Source organism: Leptolyngbya sp. FACHB-541, from assembly GCF_014695875.1.
Lineage (GTDB): Bacteria > Cyanobacteriota > Cyanobacteriia > Elainellales > Elainellaceae > JAAUTN01.
This window is the reverse complement of sequence record NZ_JACJPC010000155.1, coordinates 20,836-46,888: the sequence shown is the minus strand read 5'-3', so window position 1 is coordinate 46,888 and position 26,053 is coordinate 20,836. Positions and strand designations below refer to the sequence as shown.

Here is a 26,053-nt window from a genome sequence, read left to right as displayed (position 1 = left end):
AGCAAAGCGAAACCCAACGCTTTAGACTTGCCGCACTAGTAGGATGGGTTAGCGCAGCGTAACCCATGCTGTTGGGTTTCGTGCCTCAACCCAACCTACGAGTTGACCAGGGAAAAACCAACTCTAGCCACCAGCCCCTAGCCACTCCCTCCCCACCAACGCCCAAAGCTCTCCCAAGGAGTCAGCGGCTCAGCCAGGGTAGCGGCTGACCAGGGTACCTGCTGCACTTGTCGATCTGCCCAGTTCCAGGCGCAGCCGAGCCAGGCGGCGAAGACAAAGACGGTGACGCTGGCGGCGGCTAGTTCCCCGGTCAGCATGGCGAGGGATAAGCCAGCCCAGGCTCCGAGGGTGGGGGAAAGGCTAGGCTGCTGACGCACCAGGCGATAGATAGAAAAGCTGATGGCAATCCAGGCGACGGCTAGGACAAAGCAGCCAATCAGTCCGGTTTGGTAAAGCGTGGAATAAAGCTGGGAGTGTGACCCCAGCGGTACATCTAGCACTTGGGAACGTCCCTGTGCGCCAAAGCCGATCCAGGGTGAGTTAGTGAATGCTTGGAAGGTTTCCTCATAGAGGGCTAATCGTCCCGAGGTGGAGTCGCTGCGGTAGTTAAAGAAGTAGTTGTACAGCTTGCTGAGAATGATGGGCGAGGCAATTCCTAGAACGGGAGCACACCACAGTAAGGCTCGTCTGCCTTCGCGACTGCCTAGCCAGATGGCAATGAATCCGGCAAGAACGATGCCCACCTGAGCGGCGCGTCCGGCAGCTAGCAGAATGGTGATGAGTCCTCCCGCAATGCTGACCCAGCGGAGCAGGCGATCGCGCTCCACTAAAGACCCCATGCAGACAAAGATGCTCATCGTACCCGCCAACGGTGCCCAGTAGTAGAAAGACCGCAATCGCGTTACGGGTTCAGCGTCCCATTCTAGTTGCTCATAGTTATAGAGCCGTGCTTCAAAAAAGATATCGGCAGGCATGGACGGTACGAGCGTGATCAGTAAGCTTTGGGTTTCAGGAATGCTGCCTGTCAGATGCTTGTAAATCTCGCCAAACACAACCGCTGCAAGCTGACAAACACCGACGATGCAGATCGCTCGGACGATGACGCGATAGCGTACATTCAGCTGCCGCATCGCATACCAGACTGCTACCGTCAGCAGCCACACACCCAGGATTGAGCCCGTTGCGGTGACGCTGCGTCCTAATTCTGCACCGCCCGTCCACAGGTTGAGGACGATCGCCACCAGCCAAACGCCTGCATACAGGCACCACATCTGCCAGCCGAACGGCAAGGTAACGCGGCTAGGACGCTGAAGACTGCGATAAAGCAAATACCAGCCGACTGTAGGGTAGACAAATACCTGAATTCCTAAAATCCACCACAGCGGCACCAGGGCGATCGTCCCGAAGACCATCTTTTCGGCGAAGAGGTCAGTGTGCGATCGCTCTACCCTGGCTTGCGGTATCCAAACCGGCGAAGCAACAGAGCTCAGCAGCGCTTTAGAGGGTAGATCTTCTGGGCTAAGCCTCATCGTGCCTCCCTCAGACTTCACTACCAACCAAATAGCGGCTGGAGTCGGACATTGCAGCAGGCAAGGGTTCTTCTACTCCAATCACCACTTGACCTAATAGACGAGTACTCCAGGTTTGCAGGGTTTCCGCTGCGGCTTCTACGCCTTGACGACCTAGCAGATCGGGGTAAACCACCCACAGTACGCCATCTGAAAGGGAGGCAAGCAATGCGGCATCGGCATTTTGGCAAGCAGGCGGACAGTCTAAAATCACCAGGTCATAGCGCTCCCGTGCCTGATCCAGCAGCACCAGCCAATCTCGATAGTTGGTCGTCAGGCTGGCAGTAACTTGAGGCAGCACATCAAACCCAGGCAGCACCTTTTGCACCGTGCTTTGCCAAGAAGGAGAGCCGTTTGTGTCATTGGACCTAGCAGCTAGCAATGGAGCGTAAGCAGGACTGGGACGACGATGGGCATCAATCAGCAAGACTCGCTGACCCGACTTTGCCTCGACCAGCGCCAGGTTATGCGCCACCGACGATCGCCCTTCCTGCGGTGCCCAGCTACAGATGGCGATCGCCCGTACCTGCTGCGGCAGCATTCGCATGTGAGCTTGCAACAAGCGATAGCTATGTGAGAGTGGCTGGTGGTCTAGCGATTCCTCATGGTTCAATCTGCCATTGCCACGTCGAGGAATGGTTGCCAAAATCGGTAGCGGCAAAATTTGCTTCAGATCCCGGGTTTCCTCTAGGGAATCGCTGCGCGATCGCAACAGCCAAACCAGCGCCAGGGCGATCGCCGTACTCACGACTACCACCAGCGCTAACAGCAGTTTGTCATTGGGGGCGATCGGGTTATTGTTCACGGCAGCAGGCTCGACCACCCGTACATTGCTGACTTCTTGCTGTTCGGCAATTCGGGTTGCGGTGTATTGCTGCTCAAAGGTGCGATATTCCTGTTCCGCCAATTCTGCATCAAGCTGAAGCTGCGACTGCTGTTTAATCAGCTCCGGCAACTGGCGAGAACGCGCCTGAAGCTGGTTATATTGCTGAGTTAGTTGAGCCAATCGTGCCGCCTGAGCCGATCGCTCCGCCTGAAGCGTAAACCACTGCTCGACCAAGCGTTGGCGAATCGGGTCAACGGGCTGCTGAGGCGTCTGTTGTCCTAATAACTGTTCTGACCGCTGATTCATCAAGGCTTGAATGCGATCGCGTCTTTCCCGGGCGCTGACGACATACGGGTCATTCTCAGTGAACCGATTCTCATAGTCAGCCAGTTGCCCCTGCGCCTCAACCAACTGCGATTGCAATTCCTGGTAAGCCGGATCTTGGCTCACCCCGGCTGCATTCAGCGTCGTCAACGGATCGCCTGAAAGCTGAGTTCTCATCTGGGCAATTCTTTGCTCCGTTGCAGAAAGCTCTGCCCGGGCTGCGGCGACCTGACTGGCAAATTCGCTGAGCGATTCTGTGATCGCATCTGTCTCAACCGTTGTGCCAAGGAATCCGCTGCTGGTTTGAAAATTCTCCAGGCGATCGCGGGCTTGGGCTAGCTCACCTTGTAAGCTGTCTAGCTGACTCTGAATAAACTGGCGGGCTTGAGAGCCCTGTTCCCGGTTGGCGCTGAGGTTTTGCTCCATGTAAACCTCAACCACAGCTTTCACAACGTCGGCAGCGAGTTCCGCCGAGTCTGACTGGTAAGACACCTCGACCAGGTCAGTTCCCTCCACTCCTTTTACCTGGAGATTGCCATAGGGCGCATCCGAGGAACTCAAGTTCAACCGTTCTAAAGCCAGGTCGTACACCGGGCGAGACTTTAGCAGCGCCACCTGGTTGTTGACTGGACTGACGCGATCGCCCACGGCATCCAGTTCGCCTACCACCGTAGGCTGCTCTCCTGGACTAATCAACCGGGTACTCGTCGCCGGAGCCTGAATGAGCAGCGTAGACTTTGACTCATAAACTCGTTCGGGAAGGCGCGTTAGCACGGTTCCCACTCCCAAGAGCAGTGTCAGCGTGAGCAGAAACGGCACGCGCTCCTTATTAATCGCTTGCAGCACCCGAACTGGGATAGATGGACGCTGAGAAAAAGACCAATCTGTCATCACGGCAACCTATTCCACCTCTCGGAGTAGAAGGACTGAGCAGTATCAAATCATTGAACTTGAGTTTTTACATCCTGCTATAGGCATTTATTCCTGTTTTTTTAGGTTGGAATACTCAAAACCAACGATCAATAACATTTCCTAAATCCTTGCCTGCCCTCCTGATCGCATTTGAAACCAGCGTGATGTAAGCTGATGTCCTAGCTGTAGGAATTGGTTGAATACGGGTTGAGGCGTGACAGCCTGAACGGCGATCGCCGCAAAAGTAATCGGTGCGCGGGGATCATGCCACAGGACTTTAGGCGAAGCTTTTAATGATTCTTGGGCGTGTTGCCTTGCGGCGGAGTAGTTTCCAGCAACAAAAGCAGCCCGTGCCATCCAGCGATGGGTAAAGGCGATCGCTTGGGGTCTTAACCGCTCAACGCTATCGGGCGCATAAACGGCAATCTGCTGCAAAAACGTCTCCAGCCCTTGCAGCATTCGCTCGGTGTCCGCCGTGAAGCTGCCCGGATGCGTTCGATATTCGGTTAGCGTTTGCGGAACGAGATGAAACCGATGTCCATAAAAACTCAGGCGGACCCAAAGTTCTTGGTCAACCATCCGGCGCAGGCTGGGGTCAAATCTATTGGCTTGCTCTAGCACATACCGTCGCACCACGGCTGTACTGCCATTGCCTAGATAATTTTTGAGCAGCAGTGCTTCGTGGGTCAGGTTGATCTGGGCTTGGCTCATGTGAAGTCCCGTGCGATCGCCCTTTACGTCAATAAACGCTGCCCAGTCATAACTCACTGATGCATTAGGGTCACTATCCATCGCCTGACGGTGAGCCGCCAATTTTTCAGGACACCAGCGATCGTCTGCATCCAGAAATGCCACCAGTTCACCTTTTGCCGCTGCGATGCCGCTGTTGCGGGCAGCCGCCAACCCTCCGTTGATTCGACTAACCAGAACAATCCGCCGATCGCGCTGGGCAAATTCTGCCGCAATCTCAAGCGTATTGTCCGTAGAGCCATCGTTGACCACGATCGCCTCAAAGTCTGGGTCGGTCTGCGCCAACACCGAGTTGAGACAATCTGCCAAAAACAGACTGGCGTTGTACGCCGGGATCACGACGCTAAACTTGGGAAGGCGATCGCTGGACGCTTCAGATGAATTAGGCATTGCAGTGATCCAGATACTTCTGCTGAAGAGACGGTGAAATCTCAATAAAGTTTCATGAAGAAAGAACTAGGGGCTGGGGGTTGGGCTGGAGATCTTTCCCAATCCCCAACCTCTAACCCCCAATCCCCGACTTCTAGACGCTAACCGCTGATAAAGCGCTTCGTACTGCTGCCAGGTGCGATCAAAGGTCCACTGGCTCCAGTAATCGGCTTGAGCTTGCTTGCCGAGGCGCGATCGCAATTCCTCATCCGTTAGCAAATGCTCTAGTGCATTAGCCAAAGCTTTTGGATCACGCGCTTGGCACAGCCAGCCATTTTCACCCTGATGCAGTAATTCTTGATTGCCGTCAATATCTGTTGCGAGACAGGGTAAACCTGCTGCCATTGCTTCCATTAGCGCTAGAGGCAAACCTTCATACAGAGACGGCAGCACGAAGGCATCGGCAAGAGAGAGCCATTCTGAAACCTCTGAAGTTTGCCCCAAAAATACAATGTCCTGGGAAACGCCTTGCTGTTTTGCCTGGAGTTGCAGAGTTTCTCTGAGTTCACCGTCCCCTGCCCAGACAAAGCACCAAGATTCACGCAGGGAGTGTGGAAGCTGGGCAATCGCCTCCAACAGATGAGCATGACCCTTCTGCTCTGAAAGCCGAGCCACCGTTAAGCAAATTTGACGCGATCGCAATGATGCGGGTAATTGCTGACGCAGTGCTTCAGCGCGTTCTAGGTTGGGTGAACGGAAATAGACACCATTGGGGATCAGTGCCCGTCGCTCCGGCGGCAGACGAAAAAACTCCGCATGGTGTCGGTCCATTGCTTTAGAACAACCCACTACACAATCAGCAAAGCGGGTGAGGCGACGGCGAGTGCGATAGGCAATGTGGTTGGTCTGCACAGAAGCAGGCACCTGGGGGATCAACCGCAACAACAGGGAACAGTAGCGATCGTGCACATGCACAATGTCGTAATTCTCGCGCTGTAGTCGCTGCCAGAGCCGCCAACCGTCTAGAAGTTTGTTGCCTGTAAAGAAACGCTCAGCGGCGATCGCCTCCGACACATCAGCATCTTTGGCTAAAACCGTCACCTCATGTTCACTACAGCGGGCAGCAGTTGCTAAGTCCGCGACAACCTGAAGCGAGCCGCCACCCGTTTGATACTGATAAATTGCCTGGAGAATTTTCATCTCATGTGTATGAAAGTCATTGCTGAGACTGAATCACCAGAACCTCTGCCGGACGTACCTGCACCTTTGCCAAAGCAATCTGCATCAGGAAAGCAGGATTGCCCAGCAAATAGCGCGTCGCTAACCGTTTGGGCTCGTGCCACAACCGATAAAGCCACTCCAGTCCAGCATTAGAGAGATAAGTAGGACAGGTTGAAACGATCCCTGCCAGCCGATCAATTGCTGCACCACCCGCCAAAATCGCATTGGTCGAAAGCCGATGACGGTTTTGCCGAATCCAGTTTTCCTGGCGTGGCATTCCCATTCCCACTAACAAAACGTTGGGCTTGACTCGATTGATCTGCTCAACCACTAAATCATTCTCAACAGGGTCATTCATGTCGAAATAGCCGTCGTGACCGCTCAGCCGAATGTTGGGGTACTGAGTCCGCACATTCTCCAATGCTTTCTGCAAATGCTCACACTCAGAACCCAGCAGAAAAAGAGACAGCCCATGCTGGTCACAATGCTGTAAAAGCTTCGGCAATAGCTGAGTGTAGGAGACACGATACTGAATCGGTAGCTCCGTTCCCATAATCCGGATTGCCTTTAAAATCCCCGTGCCATCACAATGCACGATGTCTGCACTTTGCAAGAAATTGTAGAACCAGGGTAGCTGCATGGATAGATTGAACCCATGCACATTGGAGTGCGCCACCGTAATTTTTCTCTGCTCAACACAGGCGCTATGAATAGCTCCAACGATTGCTGTCGCTGTCATACAGGTAATTCGACGACCTAGTAGATGTACATCCAGGTTTGGTAACGCCTCTGCGTCAGTCACATCTGGCAGCGCTACGACAGTAGGGTGAACGTGTGAAATAGCCATATGAAAAAAGTTCACTCGTTAAAGGGTGAGCAGTCAGGGGTGTGCAATTGTGACGAATCTTCAGGTGATTGACTTAGGGTTAGAAGTCACTAGCTATCCTTCCAATCAAGGCTGAAGAATACTGGCGATAATTGCCCTAAATCCGACCGCCATTTCAGTTCTCAAACTGAATTTTGACTTTGCAACTCCTTGGCGCTGTATCTACTGAACTCCCTAACTGAAACAACGCTGAATCGGGGGCTGAGTTCTGACCTAAAACCAAACAAGGTCTAACAGTCAGTCAAAGTCAAGGCGTTATACGTGTATAACATCGGTTGTATCCATGTGTAAAGATAGTGTCAAGACCAGCGTTTAACAATGGGCTATGAGTGGGCTACAAAACCTACTAAAGCAGGCTATTTCCAAGTGACGTTCACGTAACGTTAAGTTAACAACCGCACTGTAACAAGCGGAAAAAAGCACAACATCTTACCCTAGGCTGAATCTCAGGGAAGGCAAAAATTGCAGAAATTAGGATCAAACTCTTTTCAGCACAAGGTTTTATCCGGCTCAAGTATAAATTTTTGATGAAGCTAAGTTATACGAGGGGCGCTACAGGCGAGAGTTTGAAGGGAGTTAAGCTGGTCTGGTTCACTTAACATGCTGTTTCTTGGTCTAACTGCTGTTCTCGCTTTTTATGTCGCCTGGAACCTGGGTGCTAACGATGTTGCCAACTCGATGGGAACGTCTGTTGGTTCAAAGGCAGTAACCCTGCGGCAGGCATTGGCGATCGCCGGAATTCTCGAATTCACCGGCGCAGTTCTATTTGGCAGAAATGTTTCAAACACAATTGCTACGGGAGTTGTTGATCCCGCTACGTTTGCTGCTGATCCCCATGTGCTGCTACTGGGAATGACCTCAACGTTAATTGCCTGTGGCATCTGGCTACAAGTCGCAACAACGTTTGGGCTACCCGTTGCTTCTTCTCACGCCGTTGTAGGAGCGATCGCCGGATTTGGTTGGCTAGCAGCAGGCACTCAAGCCGTAGATTGGGGCTCACTGGGTATCATTTCCGTTACCTGGATATTGACCCCAGCAATTAGTGGCTCGGTCAGCGCACTGTTTTACACCCTGATTTACCGCTGGATTCTGGCGCAATCCAACCCAGTCCAGCAGCTTTATGAATGGATTCCCTGGCTCAGTGCTGCTCTAGTCAGCGTTTTTAGCGCGATCGCTCTCCCACCCATTTTTCGTCTACCGCAATTTCAAGCATTACCACTTCCGTCCCATGATCTGCCGCTAATGGTTGGAGCGATCGCCACCGCCAGCCTCACCCTCATCACCTGGAACCAACTCAAAACCCACACCCAATCCGCACCCCCTCCCCCCCAATCCCCGATCCTCACTCCCCACTCCCCATTCCCTAACCCAGTTGAAACCCAACTTGCTCGCTTCCAATTTCTCAGCGCTTGCTTCGTTGCTTTTGCTCACGGCTCTAACGATGTAGGGAATGCTGTCGCACCCCTAGCGGCGATCGTTTACATTCACCGCACAGGCAGCATTCCTCTTAGCGATTTCAGCGTTCCGACCTGGATTTTGGTACTGGGCGGCATTGGGATCACGGCTGGATTGGCAGTATTCGGCAAGAACGTGATCAAAACTATTGGAGAAGGCATCATTCCGCTTCAGCCCAGTGCTGGCTTTTGTGCAGAATTATCGACTGCAACCACTGTTTTACTTGCATCTCGACTGGGTTTGCCGATTTCTACTTCCCATGCTCTAGTGGGTGCGGTCGTGGGGATTGGACTGGTACAACGAGGGCGATCGCCGGACTCCTCTATTCAATTTGGCACCCTGCGCCAGATTGCCTTAGCCTGGCTTGTTACAATTCCTGCTGCCGCCGGGCTATCAATCGCTATTTTTACGGTCCTTCAGAAATTGAACCTGTGAGATTTCAAAGCTAATATTGTTCAGTTGAGGAACTGTCACAGAAAGAACAAGGTTATAAAAATTACAACGCTAGGATACAGATATTGAAGCCCCATTGGAGGGTTGAACACATGAAACTACTAATGAAAGCTCTGGTTATCCCTGCCGCTCTACTAGCAACCCTCACCGCTGCAACCGTTGCTCGTGCAGATGTACAAACTCCGATCTCCTCTGGTCAAGCGGTTAGCCAAGGCTCATCAGGCGGTTCGCAATCCAGCCAGTGTGGTTTTATTGCTAGCACACCCAACGAGGTTGTGAGAGTGACCGGGGAAAATGCCTCCCTGCGGTTTACCTTGCAAAGTGAAGGACAGCCAACCCTACTAATCCAGGGTCCGGGTGGACGCAATCAGTGCGTCTTGGCGGATAGCTATTCTGGTGGCAATATCGAAGTTCCTGGCGTGTGGGAACAGGGAACTTACTCCGTGTTTGTGGGCGATCGCACTCAGTCCAGCCATCCATACACGCTCACGATCGTGCAAGAGAACTAGAAAGGAACAGGTTGAAGAAAGGGAGACGGGGCAAAGCCCCATCTCCCTTTCTTCGTTTAAATAATCAGTCCTGTGTGTAGGTTAAGCAACAGCGCCAGTTACTTCAGTTGAGATAAAGTCGTTTTGCTAAGCTGCTCGGTCAACCTTTCCACCTTCTGCTGAAGCTCATTCATCTGTTGCTGAAGTCCTTCTACCCGGTTGGACTCTGATGCAGAAGGCAAATCAAAGAAATGTCGGAGCGCCTGAACGACAACTGCCGTTTTGTCTTTTCCAGTTGTCTTAGCTTCAGATTCGATCGCCTGTACGACATCGTCTGGCAGTCTAAATGCTACTAACTTACTAGCCATTTTTACTTAAATTTATTGTTCAAACTTTAAAACCGTTTACTCTGCTCAGCTTGTAGACTCCTACAGCGCCAGACGATAGATTACCCTACCTAAAACGTATCAGCCCAAAGCGGGCTAAGCCAGCTTTGTATAAAGACTTCACGGAATCTACAACCTAATCCGAATGGGCTTGTAAATTTGTTAAGAACAAACCCACGCGCTTACCTTTAGATATAAAGAGCTTAAGCCCCTTGTTAAGGCAGGAATTATCTGTTTCGTGCTTTGTCTATATAAGCCCTGAAGGAAATAAATGTTACACTCTTCTTCCTCCCGCAGGCTCTCTCTTCCCTTCTTAATTTCTGACTCAGGAACATCGGGGCAAGTTATTAAGTCAAGCCCTTGAACCCTTTAACAGGCTTCAGGAGTTTGCACTACCCGTGATCTCAGCATCAGGAGAACCCGTGATTGAGTTAGGCATATTCCAGACTGAGTGCCAGATTTTGGAGCAGCTATTGTTGCGTCTCCGGTCAGCCGAAGCTGCCAAACAAGCTCTGGCAAAACTTGTGTGTGTGGCTCACCAGACTTCTTTAAAACGTCCAGACCAAAATTCTTTAGACCACGACAAGTCAACCTTAGAAAGCATTTGCGTAGTAGACCTAGATACTAAGCAGGTTCTGCAAGCTAATTTAGCTTTTCAGCGGTGGTTGGGATATGACCAGATTGAGGGATTAACCTTAAACTTGTACGACATAGTGGAGGGCGATCGCCACCAAATCGATCGGCAGATTCATCATCTGCTGCTAGAACAGCACTGCCTCATCACAGAACAACCGTGTCGTCACAAAGATGGATTTTGGATAGAAGCTGAAGTTAGACTGAGCCTAATTTCATTTAAAGGTGTGTTGGCACTCTGTGTTGTAGCGCGTGATGTTACTGAGCGCAGACAAATAGAGGCAACGTTGCAGGAAAGTGAAGCAAAATTTCGGGCAGTAGCCGAGACAGCTACATCTGCCATTTTTATCTATCAAGACGAACAGTTCTGCTATGTCAACCCAGCCACAGAGCAGTTGACGGGCTACACCCAAACAGAACTTCACACCATGAAACTTTGGGATCTGGTTGATCCTGATCTGCTTGCTTATACTAATAGGCTAGAAATTCAGCTTGGTAAACCTATATTTCTTCGCCATGAGCTAGAAATGATTACGAAAGCAGGTGAGATCCATTGCTTGGAGATAATAGCAACCTGGGCTGAATTCAACGGTCGCCCTGCTTTAATTGGTACCGCGTTCGATTTGGAAAATACCTTTCAACTAACCCTTTAAATCCTGAGAATTAGGAAAGCATCCGCTAATCACCTCCTTGATTCTTATATCTATCCCTCTGTTTAATCATCTCGAGATTCTGTTTCTTCCTCATACAAAAACTGGATATCAGAACGTAAAGCACTCCGAAACGCGCCTTTAGCTTTCCAGATTTTCTCTAACTGCTCTTTTGAATACTGCCCCTCCATCTCAGGTTTTTCTCTCAAAACTCTACGTAAAGTGTAAAGGGTATCCACTGCACTGCGTGACAACAACAAAAATGCTTTGGTACTGTGCCATTCATCGAGTTTTTTAGCAATATCTTTGAAATAAGTTTCAGATAAGTGTGCTTGTTGAGCAGCCATTTGTGATTTTCGCAACCCATCCGTGATGGCGATCGCTTCTGGATACATTTCGAGTCTTAAATCATATAGCTTAGAAGTCATACTTCTTTGCAGCTCTCGCTCAAACTTTTCCCGCTCTGACCTTAAAGTATTTTTGTTAGTCACAAAGGAAATGAGCGCGATGATAAGAGACACAATTGCAGCAATTACAGCACTCAAAACTCCTGTAAATAGTTCCATAAAAACTTCCTGAAGCTCCAGCACTAAACTTTTAGAAAGTGTACTTTTATAGCGCCAGTCATTTCAATCGCTCCTTTTCCACCAAAAGATTCAGGGATGTACCCCCGCTCAGCGGGGGTACATCCCTGAATCTTTTAGTACTTAATCTCTAACTAGGAAGGGAGTAAATAAAAAGGGGAAGGACTAATCCTTCCCCTTTTCCACTCAACCTTTGATTCAACCTTGGTGTTTCCAGTACCGATCGCCTTTATGGTCCTTCAGGGTCGCCATAGCCAATTACAGCAATTTTGTGGCGATAGACCAGTTCACCCCCATACCATCCGCTGATGCCTAACAGGGCTGCAACAATCAGCGACAGGATTAACCCAGCTGGTAGAACTGCCCCAGTTACATTGTTCAAGCGCAGCACTAGATTAATGATGGTCAGCACCAACACGGCCACATTCGCAACCATGTGCGCCCAACCTGCACTATGCTTACGAACTCGTCCAATTCTCAAGAAATCTAACATCCCGGTTATGGCTGCAGCGATTCCAGTTACTAGACCCGCAGCAATTAGCCAGAAAGAAGCTCTTGCCCAAAAGTCATCACCCACCAACCAATACACAGCATCCGTCGCAAACGCACCGACTAAAAATGCGATTGGAAGAGTCACAATTACAGGATGAATAGGGTGTCCGGCGATCGCCACGGTGCTAGGCACACCGCTATCACGATATTCTCTCTCATCGCTCTCAATAATGGGCGGAATGTTAGGCGTTTGAGTCATGCTGATTCTCCTAGTGTAAAACGATGGATAAAGCGTGGAATTGCAAATTCACAGTAGTGAATTACAACGGCTTATGAAGGAAACTGCTCAACACGGGCTGCTGTTTGAAGCGCTAATTTACCTTCAGAAATATCTAACTTTTGAATTTGGAAGGACATACCTTCTAGTTCAAAATTACGTAAATCTAGTAATTCAGCAGAGCGTTCCAAAAGTGCTTCTGTTAGCTCTGGTGAAAGATCTTTACCATCGTGATATTCTACTTGTGTCAAAACAACTCGTTGCCCACCTTCACCAATTTCTGGCTTTGCTGTAAAAGCGACAGGCTGACTCTCACCCGTTTCCTTGTCTAAAATGGTGGCGCTTAGAGCGACTTTAGTAGAATCAGGCAAACGAAAATCGACCTGTTGAAAATCAACTTTTGTCACCTTTCCGTTTACATGTACATCCAACCCTTGCATTTTGCTCTGAATGTATTCAGAATTGAACGCCCGATTAATGTCTTCTTCCAACAAAACTACGTGAGCGGAAGCATCTACTGGGCGAGTTAATTCGACTTTACCGAAAGCAAGGCTAAGTGGGTTAATTGAAACACTGTCCGTTTGAAGCTCCATATCTTCAACCCGCAGGTCTTTCTCCATCACCATTCCCTTGCCTTTGATGGAGACAGAATCTACCTTTCCTTGAGCGAGTCCAAGAGCCTGTGCATCGACATCGACATTCACTTCTTGGACTTCATCTAGTTGGCTTTTAATGCCAATCTCAGCAGCCTTGCCTAATGCTTGTCCTTCAAGGCTTCTATCATCTTTGGTCACGCGTTCTAACCTTATGCAATTCAAAAAATATTACAGTTCAAAAACAGTTAGTTGGTTCGGTAATCTGCATCGACCCAGCAGCGAGGCAACTCTTCACCAGAAGGAAATTTCAAATTTTCTTTGCTAATTGAAGCCGGCTCTTGTTCCTCTTGTCCAGCTTGCACTTGAGCAGAGATTGAATCTTTTACAGGGTTAAACAAAGCTTCTGGATCAAGCACTTCAACCAGATCTCCTGTTTGCTTATTCTCTAAAAACATTACGGTTCCTATATTTATTCCTAGTTCTTCTTGAGCAATGAGTGAAGCTAATACTTCTCTATAGATTCCCAAGGTTACGCTCAAGTCTAGAATGTCTAAATCTAACTCTCCTCGTTCTCAAGACAGATTAGATAGAGCGCTTCACCTAGTTTTTTTGAGTGATAGTTTGTCTAGTAATTAAAGCGATGTGTTCTACCCAAAGAAGGATTAACTGAATTGTCTTTTGCTGCTGTGGCCTGAAGTTTTTGTAGCGAACAAAACACAAGCTGAAGACACATAGAACGGGATCACTAGGATCAGTTAGGCTCAGTACGGATACGAGGGGGACGATCATGACGAGTCAAAGCCCAACAGAAAGGCTGCACCATACTGTGGGAGTCTTTCAGCAGCAGCAGTCAGCAGAAGTTGCTCGCGACGCACTACTCAAAGCAGGTTTTTCCAACGATCAGGTTTTTATCCAAACTCAAGCTCTAGACCCAAATCCTCCGGCTCAAGACACCAAAGCTGCTGAAAGTGCTGGAGGGGGTGCTTTGGTTGGGACGATACTAGGAGCGCTAGTTGGTCTGCTACTAAGTTTGGGAGCAGGGAACATGAAAGCGGTTAGCCCTGTTGCGTTTATCAACTCTGGTCCCTTTTCATGGGGTGCTATTTTTGCAGGGGCAGGCATCGGAGCGATCGCCGGAGGGTTAATCGCTGGCCTTGCTGGAGTAAACGTGCCTAAGTCAGGTGTAGCAACTGACCGGGATCATCTTTCCCACAAATATTTACTGATGTTTGTGGGTGACAAAGATGAATTGGCTAGAGCAAAAGAGTTAGCGCAGCAGTAGTAAACCTGCTTGAGCGAGCTTTCTAAACACACCTTCTAAGAATTGAGTAAGCGCTGGGCTACGCCGCAAGGATCTGAAAAGGAGGTCAAGTCATGACTTGGATGGAAAGACTGATCGTTGAGAAGGTCGCAGAAGATAAGCACTCTGCTAGCGATCGCCCAGCTCACTATGAAGGGCAAATGAGTCCAGGGCTTACAGGACAGTATGACCGCGATTTGCGTGAGAAAGCAGGAATGCACACCCCGCCACCCCTACCAGAAAACATGGGTTTAGAGGGAGAATTTGACCAGGGTGGGTTAGCAAAACGGGTGGCTTTAGCGCTGGATCAAAGCTCAGTTGCAGATGTTGAGAGTTTACAAATCGTGCAACGAGGCAACATGATCGAGTTTCGAGGAGAGTCACCCAATCAGTCAGTGTTAGAGCAAGTTGTAAAAATCACGGCTCAGATCGATGGAGTGAAACAAATCGAAACTGACCAGGTGGCGATCGCCCCTTGAACCTCTAGAAAAGCAAATAAGCAAGGCATTTGAGCAACTACCATCTCCATAGAAATAGAGTTACCCAATGCTTTATCTGATTAAGGAATGCTTTAAGCAAAGAATGCAGTAGTGATGCAACACTACCGCTCTTCTTGCTCTCGCATCGTTCTCTTTCGCAGAGATGCCAATAGCTGACTTCTCACTTCTCGTGACCATAGATCAAAATCAAAACTGTCACTGTTAGTATTAAGTGCCGCCTCAGAAGGCTTTCTCTGTTCAGTTTTCGAGTTCGAGTTCATCTTGAATTGCTAGAGAAGAACAGCCTATCAATTGTCAGCTAAAAACAAGAGCCGTATCTGTATCCCAAGGCATAAAGAGTCTAGTTTGATGCAGGTGGCGCAAGGATTTAATGCAGTTGCCGCATAGTCTTTCATAAAGCCGTTTTTCCATTCCTTTTGGTCTATGGTTATAGCTCCCGAGCATGATGGGGTAAGGGATAAACCTGAATAGGATAGAGCTGCTTTGTTTTAACTTTCTTTATTTTTAGGAGATTAATTCAATGAAAATTGCTCAAATTGCTTCTTTATGGGAAAGGGTGCCGCCCCCCGCTTATGGGGGTGCAGAATTGGTTGTCAGCTTACTAACGGATGAATTAGTACGTCGGGGTCACGAAGTAACGCTGTTCGCATCAGGTGATTCTATTAGCTTGGCTCAGTTAGAGTCTGTTCATCCTAGAGCGCTACGGTTGGACTCGACCGTGAAAGAACCTGGTGTTTACGAGATGATGCAGTTGGGGCGAGTATACGAACAAGCAAACCAGTTTGATGTTATTCACTCTCACATGGGTTGCAGTGCTATTCCTTATACGGGTTTGGTGAAGACCCCTACAGTTCATACCCTTCACGGCATTTTTACGCCCGACAACGAAAAACTATATTACTCACGCTAAAAACCAGCCTTACGTCAGCATCTCCAATGCTCAGCGAGAAGCCAGACTAGGACTTAACTACGTCGCTCCCGTCTACAACGGAGTAGCGCTGGATACTTACAAATTTTATGCTCAACCTGATAACCCGCCTTACCTGGCCTTTTTAGGACGAATTTCTCCCGAGAAGGGAACGCATCTGGCGATCGCCGTTGCTAAACAAACAGGTTGGCACCTAAAAATAGGCGGAAAAGTCGATCGAGTAGATGTGGCCTATTACGAAGAAGCGATTAAGCCACACATTGACAGCAAACAGATTGAATTTTTAGGCGAACTCAATCACGTTCAGAAGAATGCTCTAATGGGAGGAGCCGTCGCGACCCTGTTCCCTATCACTTGGCGAGAACCGTTTGGGCTGGTAATGATTGAGTCAATGGCTTCTGGAACACCTGTAATTGGGATAAATCTTGGCTCAGCTCCAGAAGTAATTGCTCATGGCAAAACAGGTTTCCTGTGTCACACAGTAGAAGAATGTGTAGCAGCGCTTGACTCAGTTCCCCGGTTAAATCGTGCCGATTGTCGTCAACACATCGCAGACAACTTTAGCGTTCAACGCATGGTAGATGGTTACGAAGCGGTGTATCAGCAGATTCTAGAAGGCTGCTTTGCAAAAAATGGGCAATCCCGTAGCTTACCCCGTTTGAGCAAATATAGCGTTAGCTAATCATTCACGCTTAGCACGTGACGGTTTTCTCTAAGGGGTTGGCAATGCCAAGCCCCTTTTAAGGTTCGAGTCACTGTATTTGAATCACTCTATTTAAGCCACTATAAATCTCAGGATCTTGAGAAATTATTTAATTCATCTTGCTATAGGGGGATGCAGGGTGGCAGCTGGTGTAATGAGTTGGCAGAATAAAGTATGAGTGAACTATGGTTTTGTGGCACTCCTGATAGAGTGCCTTGGTATCAACCAACAGACCCACTCACAAACTTTGCAACACCCGTCGTGCAGTTTTCTTATCCTGTATGGCATCTCCATATTTTCTGGGATTAACGTCCTAACGATTGCACTGCTTTGTGGTTCACTAGACCAGCCTGGGATAAGTCAATGGTTCTAAAGCTGATGGGTTTAATTCTGTTTAGACCCGTCACTTAACGCGATGTGTAGAAGCATTTTTAAGCGTTTACAGTGCAGTTCTAGCCTGACTTCCTAAGCTACGATCACTCCCTTGACCCAAGAATTGAAGTAGGAAGGATGTCAGATATTCTCGAAATCGACGGTAGAACTTTTATCCCTGCTGACCAGGCTGCTGTTCCAGAGTGGCCTTGCGTTCTTGTAGAACGTCCTCAGCCAACGTTAACGCTTAAAGACGATGACCTATTTCTAATCACCGATACGATCGGCAACATCGGTGGATGTTTGGTTAACGAACAAACCACCAGCATGGGGTTGTTTTGTCGAGACACACGATTTCTCAGCCGCCTGGAATTGCAGCTTGAAGGACGGGCACCCATTTTGCTAAGCAGCGATGCCCGCAAGGGATTTGCTCTTTCAGTATTGTGTGCGAACCCCAATCTCGATAGCGGTATTCGGGCAGAAACCATTGGCATTCAGCGAGATATTGTGCTGAATGGTGGTCTGTTTGAAGAGTTAACCATTACTAACTACAGCACCCGTCCCGTCAAATTTGAACTGACTTTGAGTTTCGGTGCTGACTTTGTTGACTTGTTTGAGGTGCGGGGTTCTGCCCGAGAAAACCGGGGACAGTTGCTGTGTCTGGTGCAGACTCCAGAGGAAAAAACTGTTTCTACTGAGCTACCTGTGCTAGCAAATGTGGGCGATCGCTTTCGGGGGGCTTCTGCTGAAGAGTTGGCGATGCTGGAAGAACTGGCGCGAACGCAAGATATTCCTTGGAACGGTGATGTCGATCGCCCTCCCCAAGAGTTAACGATCGCCTATCAAGGGCTAGATGGCGCTTTGATGGAGTCCCGCATTCAGTTTTGCCATCGCCAGCCCGACTCCTTTAAGGGATTTACGGCAATTTGGCAGCTAGAGCTTCAGTCTCATGAGACCCAGCGGTTAGGCTATCGGCTGCAGCTATTGACTAACAACCGACATGTCTCAACGGTGAGTGTGCCGATGACGCTGATGCAGGCTAAGGCTGCAGAGTTGTTAGAAGAGCAAAGCTGGCGATCGCTAGTAACTCAAATCCGCACTGACAACCGGGGCTTTAACCAGGTGATTGAGCGGGCAGAGCAAGATGTTTACTTGTTGCGGCAAACCTTTGGCAAGGGCAAAATCTTGTCAGCTGGGGTGCCCTGGTTCTCAACGCTGTTTGGGCGCGACTCAATCATTGCCGCCTCTCAAACGCTGATCCTCGACCCCACGATCGCCAAAGAAACGCTAACAATCCTGGCTCAATATCAGGGCAAAACGGACGATGATTGGCGTGAAGAGGAACCCGGTAAAATCTTGCACGAGTTGCGCCTGGGTGAGATGGCTCGTTGCCACGAAGTTCCCCATACGCCTTACTACGGCACTGTCGATGCAACTCCGTTGTGGCTGATGCTCTACGCTGAACACTATGCCTGGACACACGACCGGGAAACCCTGGATCGTCTCTGGTCAAACGCATTAGCTGCGATGGAATGGGTTGACATCAATTGTCAGGAAACGGGCTATCTCAGCTACAACCGTCGGTCTAAGCGGGGATTAGCCAACCAGGGCTGGAAAGACTCGAATGACTGCATCGTCAATCGCAAGGGAGAACTGGCAACTGGGGCAATCGCTCTTTGCGAGGTTCAAGCCTATGTGTACGCGGCTAAAGTCCGCCTGAGCGAGATCGCCCGCATGAAGAAGCGGCTCGACCTAGCAGACCGCTGGCAGGAAGAAGCCAGAGATCTGAAAGCTCGGTTTAATCAGGACTTTTGGTTAACCGATCAGGACTACTGTGCGCTCGCCCTTGATGGCAACGGCAACCCTGTAGACAGCATCACCTCTAACCCAGGTCATTGCTTAAACTTGGGCATTCTCACCCCTGAAAAAGCTCAGAGTGTAGCAGAGCGGCTCCACGCGCCAGATATGTTTAATGGGTGGGGCATTCGTACCCTCAGCAGCCTTTCTCCGGCTTACAATCCAATGGGCTATCATGTCGGCTCTGTCTGGCCACACGACAACGGCATGATCGTGCAGGGGTTGCGATCGCTAGGACTCGTCGATCAGGCGTTAGAAGTTGCTCAGGGTTTAGTAGATATGACACTACAACAACCCTACCAGCGTCCGCCAGAGCTATTCTGTGGTTACGATCGCACCGATGACAGCGGGCCTGTGCAGTATCCTGTTGCCTGTTCACCTCAGGCGTGGGCAACTGGCACGATTTTCCAACTGTTACAAATGATGATTAACCTGGTACCCGACGCAGCAAACAACTATGTGCGGGTAATTGACCCTAATTTGCCAGAGTCGATCAACCATTTGTCGCTGCACAATCTCAGAATCGGGCAAACGTTGCTAGATCTAGAGTTTGAGCGATCGGGAAGTGCGACCGCCTGCCGGGTAATTAAGAAGCGAGGCAACCTGCGAGTCGTCATTGAAGCTTAATTTTGAAGGGTGCTCCCGAGTGCGGGAGCACCCTTCAAAATTTAAGCCCTCGATATAAGACTTAAGCTTCTGCATCCGGATCGATGCCTAGTTCCCTTAGCTTTGCTGCTAGTTTTTCACTGCGTTGCTGTTCTGCTTCAGCCCGTTGTCGTTCCGCCTCCGCTATTGCTTCAGATGCCTGTGCCGATTCTTCTGGGGTAGGAATCAGTTGCCCTTCTGGCGTAAAGAAGCGTAGTTCACGATTATGGATGCCCAGATATAAATTTAGCTGTTGACTCCACAATTGACCTTGCTGATTGGGCTGAAGGTCTTGATATTGCCCATCCAGAAGATGAAAACCCTGAAGCTCCAGTGTGTTTGGGTCAAACCAAAAGTAGTCCGGGGTGCGGAAGGTATCTTGATAAATTTGTTTCTTCAAGCCTCGGTCGGTTTTGGCGGTCGAATCTGAGAGCAGTTCAATGATGACGTTGGGGTATTTACCTTCCTCTTCCCACACGACCCAACTCTTGCGCGGCTTACGTTCTGTGCCCAGCACCACAAAAAAGTCCGGCCCGCGAAAATCTTCTGACTTGCGTTGATAAGGGCTGTAGTAAACCGTAAGGTTGCCTGAAACGTAGAAGTCTTGTCGCTGCTGCCAATACCATCGGAGCAGACGAATCAACAAATCAATTTGATCGCGGTGCAGGTCACTTTCCAAGGGAGGTTCGTTACTGTAGAGGTCTCCTGGAGGAAAGCAAACACCGTTTGTTTTCGCTTCCTCAAGAACGGCTTGCACGGATTCAGCAGTTGGGGAAGACATAAGCGCAGGTTATTTTATCCGTGTATGTATATCTCAGTTTAGCGGAAGGCGATCGCCCGTACTTGTCAAGAACTATAGGCTCTGTCAGTCCTTACATGCAGTCGTGCCATGCGTTAGTCAAAGTTTACATATTGAGGGAGGACGGGCTCCTACTCGTTGAGTAATTTTAGGATATTTGCCTTTGCCAGCCTTCTCAGTAATTGAAACAACATTGATTTGTTGCCACTGATCATCCCCAAAATCAAACCAATATCCAAACACATCACCCGTTAAAGGTAAGGGTTTAGAGGTGCTCTTCCCACCCTCTCACCATCACTCACTATCACCTTGTCTTACCATCGCGTTCTATATTATTCAACCGATAAGTTTGTCTAATCTACATATCGGATTGTTTCCTAGTGGGGAAGATTTTTTTCGATTTGCATCGGAATATATCTTTATGAACAGGTCAGCGCGATCGCTAGAGGTAGCGAGGCGCTGACGACTTTGTGTCGGAACATCGCCAAATAAATCTAGCTCAGCAGTCGCGCCCCTTGGAATCCTATGCTTTCTTCTCCAAATACCGCTCCTGCGAATCAGCACCGCTGGTGGATTGTAGTTTTAGTAGGGATTTTGGCGTTGTTCGCGGCTCACTGGATCGCGTTGGTTTATCGGGTTCAGCCCTCGCTTTCTCTTTGGTTTGTGCCATCGGGAGTGGCGATCGCTCTCACTTTTTGGTTTGGCCCGATTGGTGCAATTCTGGCAGGTGCAGCCGGCATTATGGTTGCGCCGCTGTGGGGACACACAGGCTGGAGCAGCTTAGTTGGAGCCGCAGATGCAGTTGAGCCGCTGGTTGCCTGGATGCTTTATCGCTACGCTTGGCAAGGTTCGCTTACGCTTAAACGACTCAAAGATGCAGCTGCCTTCATTCTCAGCGTGCCGCTTTCAGCTTGCATTCTTACAGCCCTACTCAGTAGCTTACTTTTAGGCACATTGCAGAGATTGCCAGAAACTAGCTTCTCCCAGGGCATTGTGTTGTGGTGGCTAGGTAACGCACTGGGGGCTTTCTCAGTTACCCCCGCCTTGCTGCTTTTATTAACTCCTCTATTGCAGCAACGGGGATTGCTTTCGTCTGCCAACTCATCTGAACCCGTACACCTCTTGCAGCTTCCCCGTTATCGGAGTTTTTGGCTAGAAGCTCTTCCGATTCTCGCTGTGCTGATCAGTACAGCTTTACTGACCGTTTGGAAAACGGGTGAAGCGGTTTTGGTGTTTCAGCAATTTTCGTTTCTCAGTTTTGTGCCAATCGTGTGGGCAGCAACTCGATTTGGGGCAACAGGTGGAATTCTCACCTCCAGCTTCTGTGTACTGGTGACATTCCTGTCTTATTTGCTGAGCTACGGGGATGCCTTCGCGCTAGACCAGTTTCCGATTCCTGAAGAGGTGTTGAGCGTTCATACGCTGAGTCTGCTCGTACAGTGCGCGGTAGGTTTACTGGTAGGCACTGCCATCACCGAACGAGCTGCCAGTCAAGTAGCGTTGGCAGTTGAGCGGGTGCGCCTGAGCGAATATGAAGCCCGAGCGCAGATGTCTGAGCAGTTGATTCGACTCAATCATTCTCTCTCTGAAGCAAACGCCTGTCTAGAAGACTCTAATTTAGAGAAGGATGAGTTGCTCAGGCGGGAACAAGCTGCTCGTTCAGAAGCAGAAAGTGCCAGAGAGCAAGTCTCTCAAATTCTTGAAAGCATTACGGATGGCTTTGTTGCAGTCGATCGAGAGTGGCGGTTTACCTACATCAATGCGGAGGGAGCGCGAAATCTCGGCTGCACTCGTGAAGCACTATTAGGCAAAAATGTCTGGGCAGAGTTTCCAGACTTGGAACAAACCAACTTTGGTCGGCTTTGTAAGCAAGCCATGTTGGAGGGAATTACCGTTGAGGATGAAGGCTACTACCCACCTTTTAACGCCTGGTTTAGCGTTCGGGGCTATCCTTCAAACAATGGATTTTCGCTGTATTTCAAAAATGTTACCGATCGCAAACAGACTCAAGAGGCGTTGCGTAAAAGTGAAGAACGTTTTCGGGTAGCGCTTCAGGGAAGCTCGATTATTGTTTTTTCCCAAGATTTAGAGCTGCGTCACAACTGGATCTATAATCCTCACCCGGATATGGCGGCCGAGTTCATTCTGGGCAAAACCGATCGAGAAATTTTGCCATTAGAAACTGCGGAGCGGGTTACAGCAATTAAGCGATCGGTGATTGAGCAAGGAATCCGGGCACGTACCGAGGTAGAGATAGAAATTAATGGGCAAATCACGACTTATGATGTGGCGTTGGAGCCCCTCCGCAGTCCAGGGGGGAATGTAGTAGGGCTGACCGGAGCCGCGACAAATATTACTGAACGGAAACAGGCAGAACAAATTCTGCGAGAAAGTGAGGAACGATTCCGGCAACTGGCTGAAAACATTGATGTTGTCTTCTTTATTTACGAGGAATTCAACGATGTTTCCCCAGGACAAGTAATTTACGTCAGCCCTGCCTATGAGAAGGTTTGGGGGCGATCGCCTCAGCAGCTTTACGCAAATCCTCAGGGCTGGCTTGATGCCATTCATCCTGACGACCAGGCGCGGATTCGAGCAGCACTGACGGGGTTTGCGCGAGCCGAGTTTGACGAACAGTTTCGCGTTGTCCAACCAAATGGCGAAACTCGCTGGGTGCATAAACGAATCTTTCCGATCTACGACCCTCAAGGCAACCTGTATCGCATTGCCGGAATTGTCGAAGACATCAGCGAACGCAAATGGGCAGAAGAGGCGCTTCAGGCAAGTGAATTGCTCTACCGCACATTAGGAGAGGCGGTGCCTGATTTTGTCTGGTCTGCTGGTGCAAATGAGCAGGTCGATTATGTTAACTTGCGCTGGGTTGACTACACAGGCACCCGACTGGATCAACTCAATCAATCGGGTGCTGTGGCGCAACTGATTCACCCAGATGATCTTCGTGCCCATCGACGACGGTGGAGGCAAGCCAAACAGTCCAAAGAGCCATTTGAGGTGGAACTGCGGCTACAACGACACGATGGTGAATATCGCTGGTTTATGGGTCGAGCAGTGCCGCTCAAAGACAATGCAGGTAACCTGATCCGTTGGATTGGCTCTGCTACTGACATTCACGCACTCAAGCAGGCGGAGGTAGAGCGAGAAGAACTGCTGGCACGGGAGCAGGCAGCGCGGGCAGAGGCAGAGGCGGCAAACCGTGCCAAGGATGAGTTTTTGGCGATTCTTTCCCATGAATTGCGATCGCCCCTTAACCCGATTTTAGGTTGGGCAAAACTGCTGCGAACCCGTCACCTCGATCCTTCCACCGTCGCTCGTGCGGTTGAAACGATTGAACGCAACGCTAATTTGCAAACGCAGCTGATCGAAGATTTGCTAGACATTTCTCGAATTTTGCGCGGCAAACTCAGCCTTGATGTTTCTCCAGTGAACCTGGTGCCTGTGATTGAGGCAGCTATGGAAACGATGCAGCTTGCAGCCGATGCAAAATCGATCGATTTTAGGTTTTGGATTACAGATTTTGGATTGGAGTCCACGGCGAGTCATCCAGCGGATGAAATGCTGGATTCCTTCAAAACTCAAAACTCAAAACTCAACATTCAACCTTCCCAATATTGGGTGATAGGCGACGCAAATCGGCTTCAGCAGGTCATTTGGAATTTGCTGTCCAATGCAATTAAGTTCACGACTGAAGGTGGACGGGTGACGATTCGGCTGGGGTGCAGTGACACTCATGCCCAAATTCAGGTAAGCGACACGGGTAAAGGCATCCGCGCTGATTTCTTGCCCTACATTTTTGATTATTTTCGGCAGGCGGACGGCTCCATCACTCGGCGGCATGGCGGACTCGGAATTGGACTGGCGATCGTGCGACATTTGGTTGAATTGCACGGTGGCACCGTTACCGCAGATAGCCCAGGTGAAGAGCAAGGGGCAACCTTTACTGTGCGAATTCCATTGATGACTTCTGCCCCAGAGATGCGATCGCCCATCAAGCGGTCTGAGCCATTTCCCAGTTTGCAGAACCTAAAAATTTTAGTAGTAGATGACGAAGCAGATACCCGCGAATTTCTGACCTTCATGCTAGAAAAATACGGCGCAACGGTGTTTGCAGTTGCCTCCGCTCGGGCCGCTCTAGATGCGATCGCCGCCGTTCAGCCAGATCTGTTGCTCAGTGACATCGGCATGGCGAATGTGGATGGATATGAGTTGATCCGCCAGGTCAGAAATTTAGCCCCGGATCAGGGCAGACAGCTTCCGGCGATCGCGCTCACCGCCCACGCTAGCGAACAAGATCAGCAGCTTGCTCACTCAGCCGGATTTGACCAGCACATCGCTAAACCTGTTGAACCAAGTGTTTTGGTTGGAGCAATTGTGGCATTGGTTACTGGTCGTTAATCATTAGTTGCTGGTTACGGGTTTTTGATAATTGGCTATCGAGCTAATGCAGCTTCTAACCGTCTGGTTGTTGTGAGTTTAGCTCCTGTCCAACTTTGGCTTTTGCTTCTTGCTCAAACCAGGCAATGACCTGAGAGGGTGTGAGCTCGGCGATCGCCTTCCCCTCACTCTCTGCAACTTGACGTAACGGCTTGAGTGAGGACAACACCAGTTGCGTAAAAAACTGTCCAAAGGACTCATTTGCGGCTGCTTCTCGCCGCAGGCTCTCATCGTTTTCAACCCAGTCGGCAATTTGTTGAGCTGTGATGTTTTCAACCGCTAGCCCAGTTTGTTGAGAAAGCTGTTTGAGCGATCGCAGTGAATAGATTGCTACCCGCGTCAAAAACTTGTCCCGCGAAGTCAGCAATGCCTGATCGACCTCAGCCGATTCCTCTGGCGTTAAGAACTGCATTGGTTCTGACGAATCATTCATACTGCTATTTTCCCTGAATCAAATAACCACAGCGATGCTCACCATTGACCAACCAGTGAGTCCGCTCAACGATGCAATCTTGCAATGCCGCTGCAAACATTTCTAGCTCATGCCCACACACGCTAGGGAAAGACTCGGCAATATGAGAAATTGCACAGTTATATTCAGTGACGATAAATTTAGAATTAGCAGCACTCTCTGAATCGTCAACGGCATACCACTCTGCCATGTAGCCTTCTGCTTGACGCAGCTTGACCAGGTTCGCAACCCGTTCGGCGATCGAGCCTGTCCCCAATCGCTCTCGATATTCCTCAGCTTTACGCTCCCACTGTTTGCGTAGAATGGTACCGACCTGGTCGTGTCCAACGGTTTCTGCCAGGGTGTTGAGCAGGGAGAGGGCAAATTCGTCGTAGCGGTCAGGCAGGCGATCGCGCCCTTCCCGACTCAAGTGATAAACAAAATTAGGACGACCCATACTCGCCTGGATCGCCTCATGCTCAATTAAGCCATCGGACTCTAAATCCTTTAAGTGACGGCGAATCGCTTGTGGACTGACGTTGAGCGCGCCAGCCAATTCCTGAGCGCTAGCCTGACTTTGCTTTAGCAGATAGTTCAGGATGTCTTGTTTAGTGGAAGGTTCCTGCGTGGTTGCCATCGTCTTCCTAACGGAGTGCTGAGACAAATCAATTTAAAGCCTAAAATAGACTTTGACAACTTTGATGTTGCTAAAGTACCCTACAATAAAGTTAAGCAACAAAAATGTTGTTTTAATTATAGAATTATTCGGCTGACCTGTCGCTTTATCAAATGAATCCATCTGAGAAACCTACCCAAGCCACCGAAAAGAGCCTCGAAGCCATGCGGCACTTTTCTGAAACCTATGCCAAACGGACTGGCACCTATTTCTGTGCCGACCTGGGTGTGACTGCTGTCGTGATCGAAGGGCTAGCCAAGCATAAAGATGATCTGGGTGCGCCCCTCTGTCCGTGCCGTCACTACGAAGATAAAGAGGCAGAAGCCGCTGCCGCCTACTGGAACTGTCCCTGTGTGCCCATGCGAGAGCGCAAAGAGTGCCACTGCATGTTATTTCTAACTCCGGATAACGACTTCGCAGGCGACCAACAAGAAATTACCTTTGAGGAAATCCGGGCTACGACTAGCCAATACTAATTGTTTGTTGAGAGAGAACACCCC

Annotated in this window: 21 protein-coding genes and 1 pseudogene; 9 read left to right on the top strand and 13 right to left on the bottom strand. The window is 49.6% G+C overall.

From position 1 onward, the window contains the following. Nucleotides 1–137: 137 nt before the first annotated feature. The 5 genes from H6G00_RS34425 to H6G00_RS34405 form a co-directional block, all read right to left on the bottom strand. On the bottom strand, nt 138–1,529 hold the full coding sequence (locus tag H6G00_RS34425) for an O-antigen ligase family protein (RefSeq protein ID WP_190800163.1): 1,392 nt from the start codon (nt 1,527–1,529) through the stop codon (nt 138–140). Nucleotides 1,530–1,539: 10 nt separating this feature from the next. After that, nucleotides 1,540–3,609, bottom strand: a complete 2,070-nt coding sequence (locus H6G00_RS34420) for a GNVR domain-containing protein (protein WP_190800162.1) — start codon at nt 3,607–3,609, stop codon at nt 1,540–1,542. A gap of 141 nt (nt 3,610–3,750) precedes the next feature. Beyond that, nucleotides 3,751–4,770, bottom strand: a complete 1,020-nt coding sequence (locus H6G00_RS34415) for a glycosyltransferase (RefSeq protein WP_190800161.1) — start codon at nt 4,768–4,770, stop codon at nt 3,751–3,753. A gap of 66 nt (nt 4,771–4,836) precedes the next feature. Then, complete coding sequence (locus H6G00_RS34410) at nt 4,837–5,949, bottom strand: glycosyltransferase (protein ID WP_190643244.1); 1,113 nt, start codon at nt 5,947–5,949, stop codon at nt 4,837–4,839. Nucleotides 5,950–5,965: 16 nt separating this feature from the next. Then, the gene (locus H6G00_RS34405) at nt 5,966–6,817 is read right to left on the bottom strand and encodes a WecB/TagA/CpsF family glycosyltransferase (RefSeq protein WP_190643276.1); all 852 of its coding nucleotides are present in this window, start codon (nt 6,815–6,817) and stop codon (nt 5,966–5,968) included. Between the two features lie 639 nt (nt 6,818–7,456). Between H6G00_RS34405 and H6G00_RS34400 the strand changes: the two genes are divergently transcribed. Beyond that, nucleotides 7,457–8,746, top strand: coding sequence for an inorganic phosphate transporter (locus H6G00_RS34400; protein WP_190643245.1), 1,290 nt, complete (start codon nt 7,457–7,459; stop codon nt 8,744–8,746). Nucleotides 8,747–8,868: 122 nt separating this feature from the next. Next, a complete protein-coding gene (locus H6G00_RS34395) occupies nt 8,869–9,273 on the top strand; it encodes a hypothetical protein (protein WP_199318878.1) in 405 nt (134 codons plus the stop codon). A 98-nt stretch (nt 9,274–9,371) separates the two neighbouring features. Here the strand turns inward: H6G00_RS34395 and H6G00_RS34390 are convergent, their stop codons facing one another. Continuing rightward, nucleotides 9,372–9,620, bottom strand: a complete 249-nt coding sequence (locus H6G00_RS34390) for a hypothetical protein (RefSeq protein ID WP_190643247.1) — start codon at nt 9,618–9,620, stop codon at nt 9,372–9,374. Between the two features lie 416 nt (nt 9,621–10,036). On the opposite strand from H6G00_RS34390, the gene H6G00_RS34385 reads away from it, so the two are divergent. Next, nucleotides 10,037–10,924, top strand: coding sequence for a PAS domain-containing protein (locus H6G00_RS34385; protein WP_190643248.1), 888 nt, complete (start codon nt 10,037–10,039; stop codon nt 10,922–10,924). 62 nt (nt 10,925–10,986) lie between these two features. Here the strand turns inward: H6G00_RS34385 and H6G00_RS34380 are convergent, their stop codons facing one another. The 4 genes from H6G00_RS34380 to H6G00_RS34365 all read right to left on the bottom strand — a co-directional run bounded on the left by H6G00_RS34380 (nt 10,987) and on the right by H6G00_RS34365 (nt 13,397). Next, nucleotides 10,987–11,487: a hypothetical protein gene (locus H6G00_RS34380; protein ID WP_190643249.1), complete on the bottom strand. Its 501-nt coding sequence runs from the start codon at nt 11,485–11,487 to the stop codon at nt 10,987–10,989. A 247-nt stretch (nt 11,488–11,734) separates the two neighbouring features. Beyond that, nucleotides 11,735–12,256 (bottom strand): DUF2231 domain-containing protein, encoded by a 522-nt coding sequence (locus H6G00_RS34375; protein WP_190800160.1) that lies wholly within the window; start codon nt 12,254–12,256, stop codon nt 11,735–11,737. Nucleotides 12,257–12,327: 71 nt separating this feature from the next. Continuing rightward, nucleotides 12,328–13,068, bottom strand: a complete 741-nt coding sequence (locus H6G00_RS34370; RefSeq protein ID WP_190680450.1) for an LmeA family phospholipid-binding protein — start codon at nt 13,066–13,068, stop codon at nt 12,328–12,330. A gap of 47 nt (nt 13,069–13,115) precedes the next feature. Continuing rightward, nucleotides 13,116–13,397 (bottom strand): acetyltransferase, encoded by a 282-nt coding sequence (locus H6G00_RS34365; protein ID WP_242042667.1) that lies wholly within the window; start codon nt 13,395–13,397, stop codon nt 13,116–13,118. 260 nt (nt 13,398–13,657) lie between these two features. On the opposite strand from H6G00_RS34365, the gene H6G00_RS34360 reads away from it, so the two are divergent. The 4 genes and pseudogenes from H6G00_RS34360 (at nt 13,658) to H6G00_RS34345 (ending at nt 19,157) form a co-directional block, all read left to right on the top strand. Continuing rightward, nucleotides 13,658–14,152: a hypothetical protein gene (locus H6G00_RS34360; RefSeq protein ID WP_190800159.1), complete on the top strand. Its 495-nt coding sequence runs from the start codon at nt 13,658–13,660 to the stop codon at nt 14,150–14,152. A gap of 92 nt (nt 14,153–14,244) precedes the next feature. Then, nucleotides 14,245–14,649, top strand: coding sequence for a BON domain-containing protein (locus H6G00_RS34355; protein ID WP_190800158.1), 405 nt, complete (start codon nt 14,245–14,247; stop codon nt 14,647–14,649). 541 nt (nt 14,650–15,190) lie between these two features. Next, nucleotides 15,191–16,280, top strand: a pseudogene (locus H6G00_RS36995) (glycosyltransferase family 4 protein). 531 nt (nt 16,281–16,811) lie between these two features. Next, nucleotides 16,812–19,157, top strand: a complete 2,346-nt coding sequence (locus tag H6G00_RS34345) for an amylo-alpha-1,6-glucosidase (protein ID WP_190643255.1) — start codon at nt 16,812–16,814, stop codon at nt 19,155–19,157. Between the two features lie 61 nt (nt 19,158–19,218). Here H6G00_RS34345 and H6G00_RS34340 read toward each other — a convergent pair whose 3' ends face one another. Continuing rightward, nucleotides 19,219–19,956, bottom strand: coding sequence for a Uma2 family endonuclease (locus tag H6G00_RS34340; protein ID WP_190643256.1), 738 nt, complete (start codon nt 19,954–19,956; stop codon nt 19,219–19,221). A gap of 543 nt (nt 19,957–20,499) precedes the next feature. Between H6G00_RS34340 and H6G00_RS34335 the strand changes: the two genes are divergently transcribed. Next, the gene (locus H6G00_RS34335; protein WP_190800157.1) at nt 20,500–24,387 is read left to right on the top strand and encodes a PAS domain S-box protein; all 3,888 of its coding nucleotides are present in this window, start codon (nt 20,500–20,502) and stop codon (nt 24,385–24,387) included. Between the two features lie 55 nt (nt 24,388–24,442). Here H6G00_RS34335 and H6G00_RS34330 read toward each other — a convergent pair whose 3' ends face one another. Both H6G00_RS34330 and sufR read right to left on the bottom strand, forming a co-directional pair. Continuing rightward, nucleotides 24,443–24,859, bottom strand: coding sequence for a hypothetical protein (locus H6G00_RS34330; RefSeq protein ID WP_190800156.1), 417 nt, complete (start codon nt 24,857–24,859; stop codon nt 24,443–24,445). A gap of 4 nt (nt 24,860–24,863) precedes the next feature. After that, a complete protein-coding gene (gene sufR, locus H6G00_RS34325; protein ID WP_190643259.1) occupies nt 24,864–25,514 on the bottom strand; it encodes an iron-sulfur cluster biosynthesis transcriptional regulator SufR in 651 nt (216 codons plus the stop codon). 152 nt (nt 25,515–25,666) lie between these two features. Between sufR and H6G00_RS34320 the strand changes: the two genes are divergently transcribed. Further along, a complete protein-coding gene (locus H6G00_RS34320; protein WP_190643260.1) occupies nt 25,667–26,029 on the top strand; it encodes a ferredoxin-thioredoxin reductase catalytic domain-containing protein in 363 nt (120 codons plus the stop codon). Nucleotides 26,030–26,053 lie beyond the last annotated feature (24 nt).

Coding starts and splice junctions, on each gene's coding strand:
- H6G00_RS34330 (WP_190800156.1), bottom strand. CDS start 24,859: ATGAATGATTCGTCAGAACCAATGCAGTTCTTAACGCCAGAGGAATCG.
- H6G00_RS34415 (WP_190800161.1), bottom strand. CDS start 4,770: ATGCCTAATTCATCTGAAGCGTCCAGCGATCGCCTTCCCAAGTTTAGC.
- H6G00_RS34380 (WP_190643249.1), bottom strand. CDS start 11,487: ATGGAACTATTTACAGGAGTTTTGAGTGCTGTAATTGCTGCAATTGTG.
- H6G00_RS34400 (WP_190643245.1), top strand. CDS start 7,457: ATGCTGTTTCTTGGTCTAACTGCTGTTCTCGCTTTTTATGTCGCCTGG.
- sufR (WP_190643259.1), bottom strand. CDS start 25,514: ATGGCAACCACGCAGGAACCTTCCACTAAACAAGACATCCTGAACTAT.
- H6G00_RS34320 (WP_190643260.1), top strand. CDS start 25,667: ATGAATCCATCTGAGAAACCTACCCAAGCCACCGAAAAGAGCCTCGAA.
- H6G00_RS34390 (WP_190643247.1), bottom strand. CDS start 9,620: ATGGCTAGTAAGTTAGTAGCATTTAGACTGCCAGACGATGTCGTACAG.
- H6G00_RS34425 (WP_190800163.1), bottom strand. CDS start 1,529: ATGAGGCTTAGCCCAGAAGATCTACCCTCTAAAGCGCTGCTGAGCTCT.
- H6G00_RS34395 (WP_199318878.1), top strand. CDS start 8,869: ATGAAAGCTCTGGTTATCCCTGCCGCTCTACTAGCAACCCTCACCGCT.
- H6G00_RS34355 (WP_190800158.1), top strand. CDS start 14,245: ATGACTTGGATGGAAAGACTGATCGTTGAGAAGGTCGCAGAAGATAAG.
- H6G00_RS34345 (WP_190643255.1), top strand. CDS start 16,812: ATGTCAGATATTCTCGAAATCGACGGTAGAACTTTTATCCCTGCTGAC.
- H6G00_RS34410 (WP_190643244.1), bottom strand. CDS start 5,949: ATGAAAATTCTCCAGGCAATTTATCAGTATCAAACGGGTGGCGGCTCG.
- H6G00_RS34375 (WP_190800160.1), bottom strand. CDS start 12,256: ATGACTCAAACGCCTAACATTCCGCCCATTATTGAGAGCGATGAGAGA.
- H6G00_RS34340 (WP_190643256.1), bottom strand. CDS start 19,956: ATGTCTTCCCCAACTGCTGAATCCGTGCAAGCCGTTCTTGAGGAAGCG.
- H6G00_RS34405 (WP_190643276.1), bottom strand. CDS start 6,817: ATGGCTATTTCACACGTTCACCCTACTGTCGTAGCGCTGCCAGATGTG.
- H6G00_RS34360 (WP_190800159.1), top strand. CDS start 13,658: ATGACGAGTCAAAGCCCAACAGAAAGGCTGCACCATACTGTGGGAGTC.
- H6G00_RS34420 (WP_190800162.1), bottom strand. CDS start 3,609: ATGACAGATTGGTCTTTTTCTCAGCGTCCATCTATCCCAGTTCGGGTG.
- H6G00_RS34335 (WP_190800157.1), top strand. CDS start 20,500: ATGCTTTCTTCTCCAAATACCGCTCCTGCGAATCAGCACCGCTGGTGG.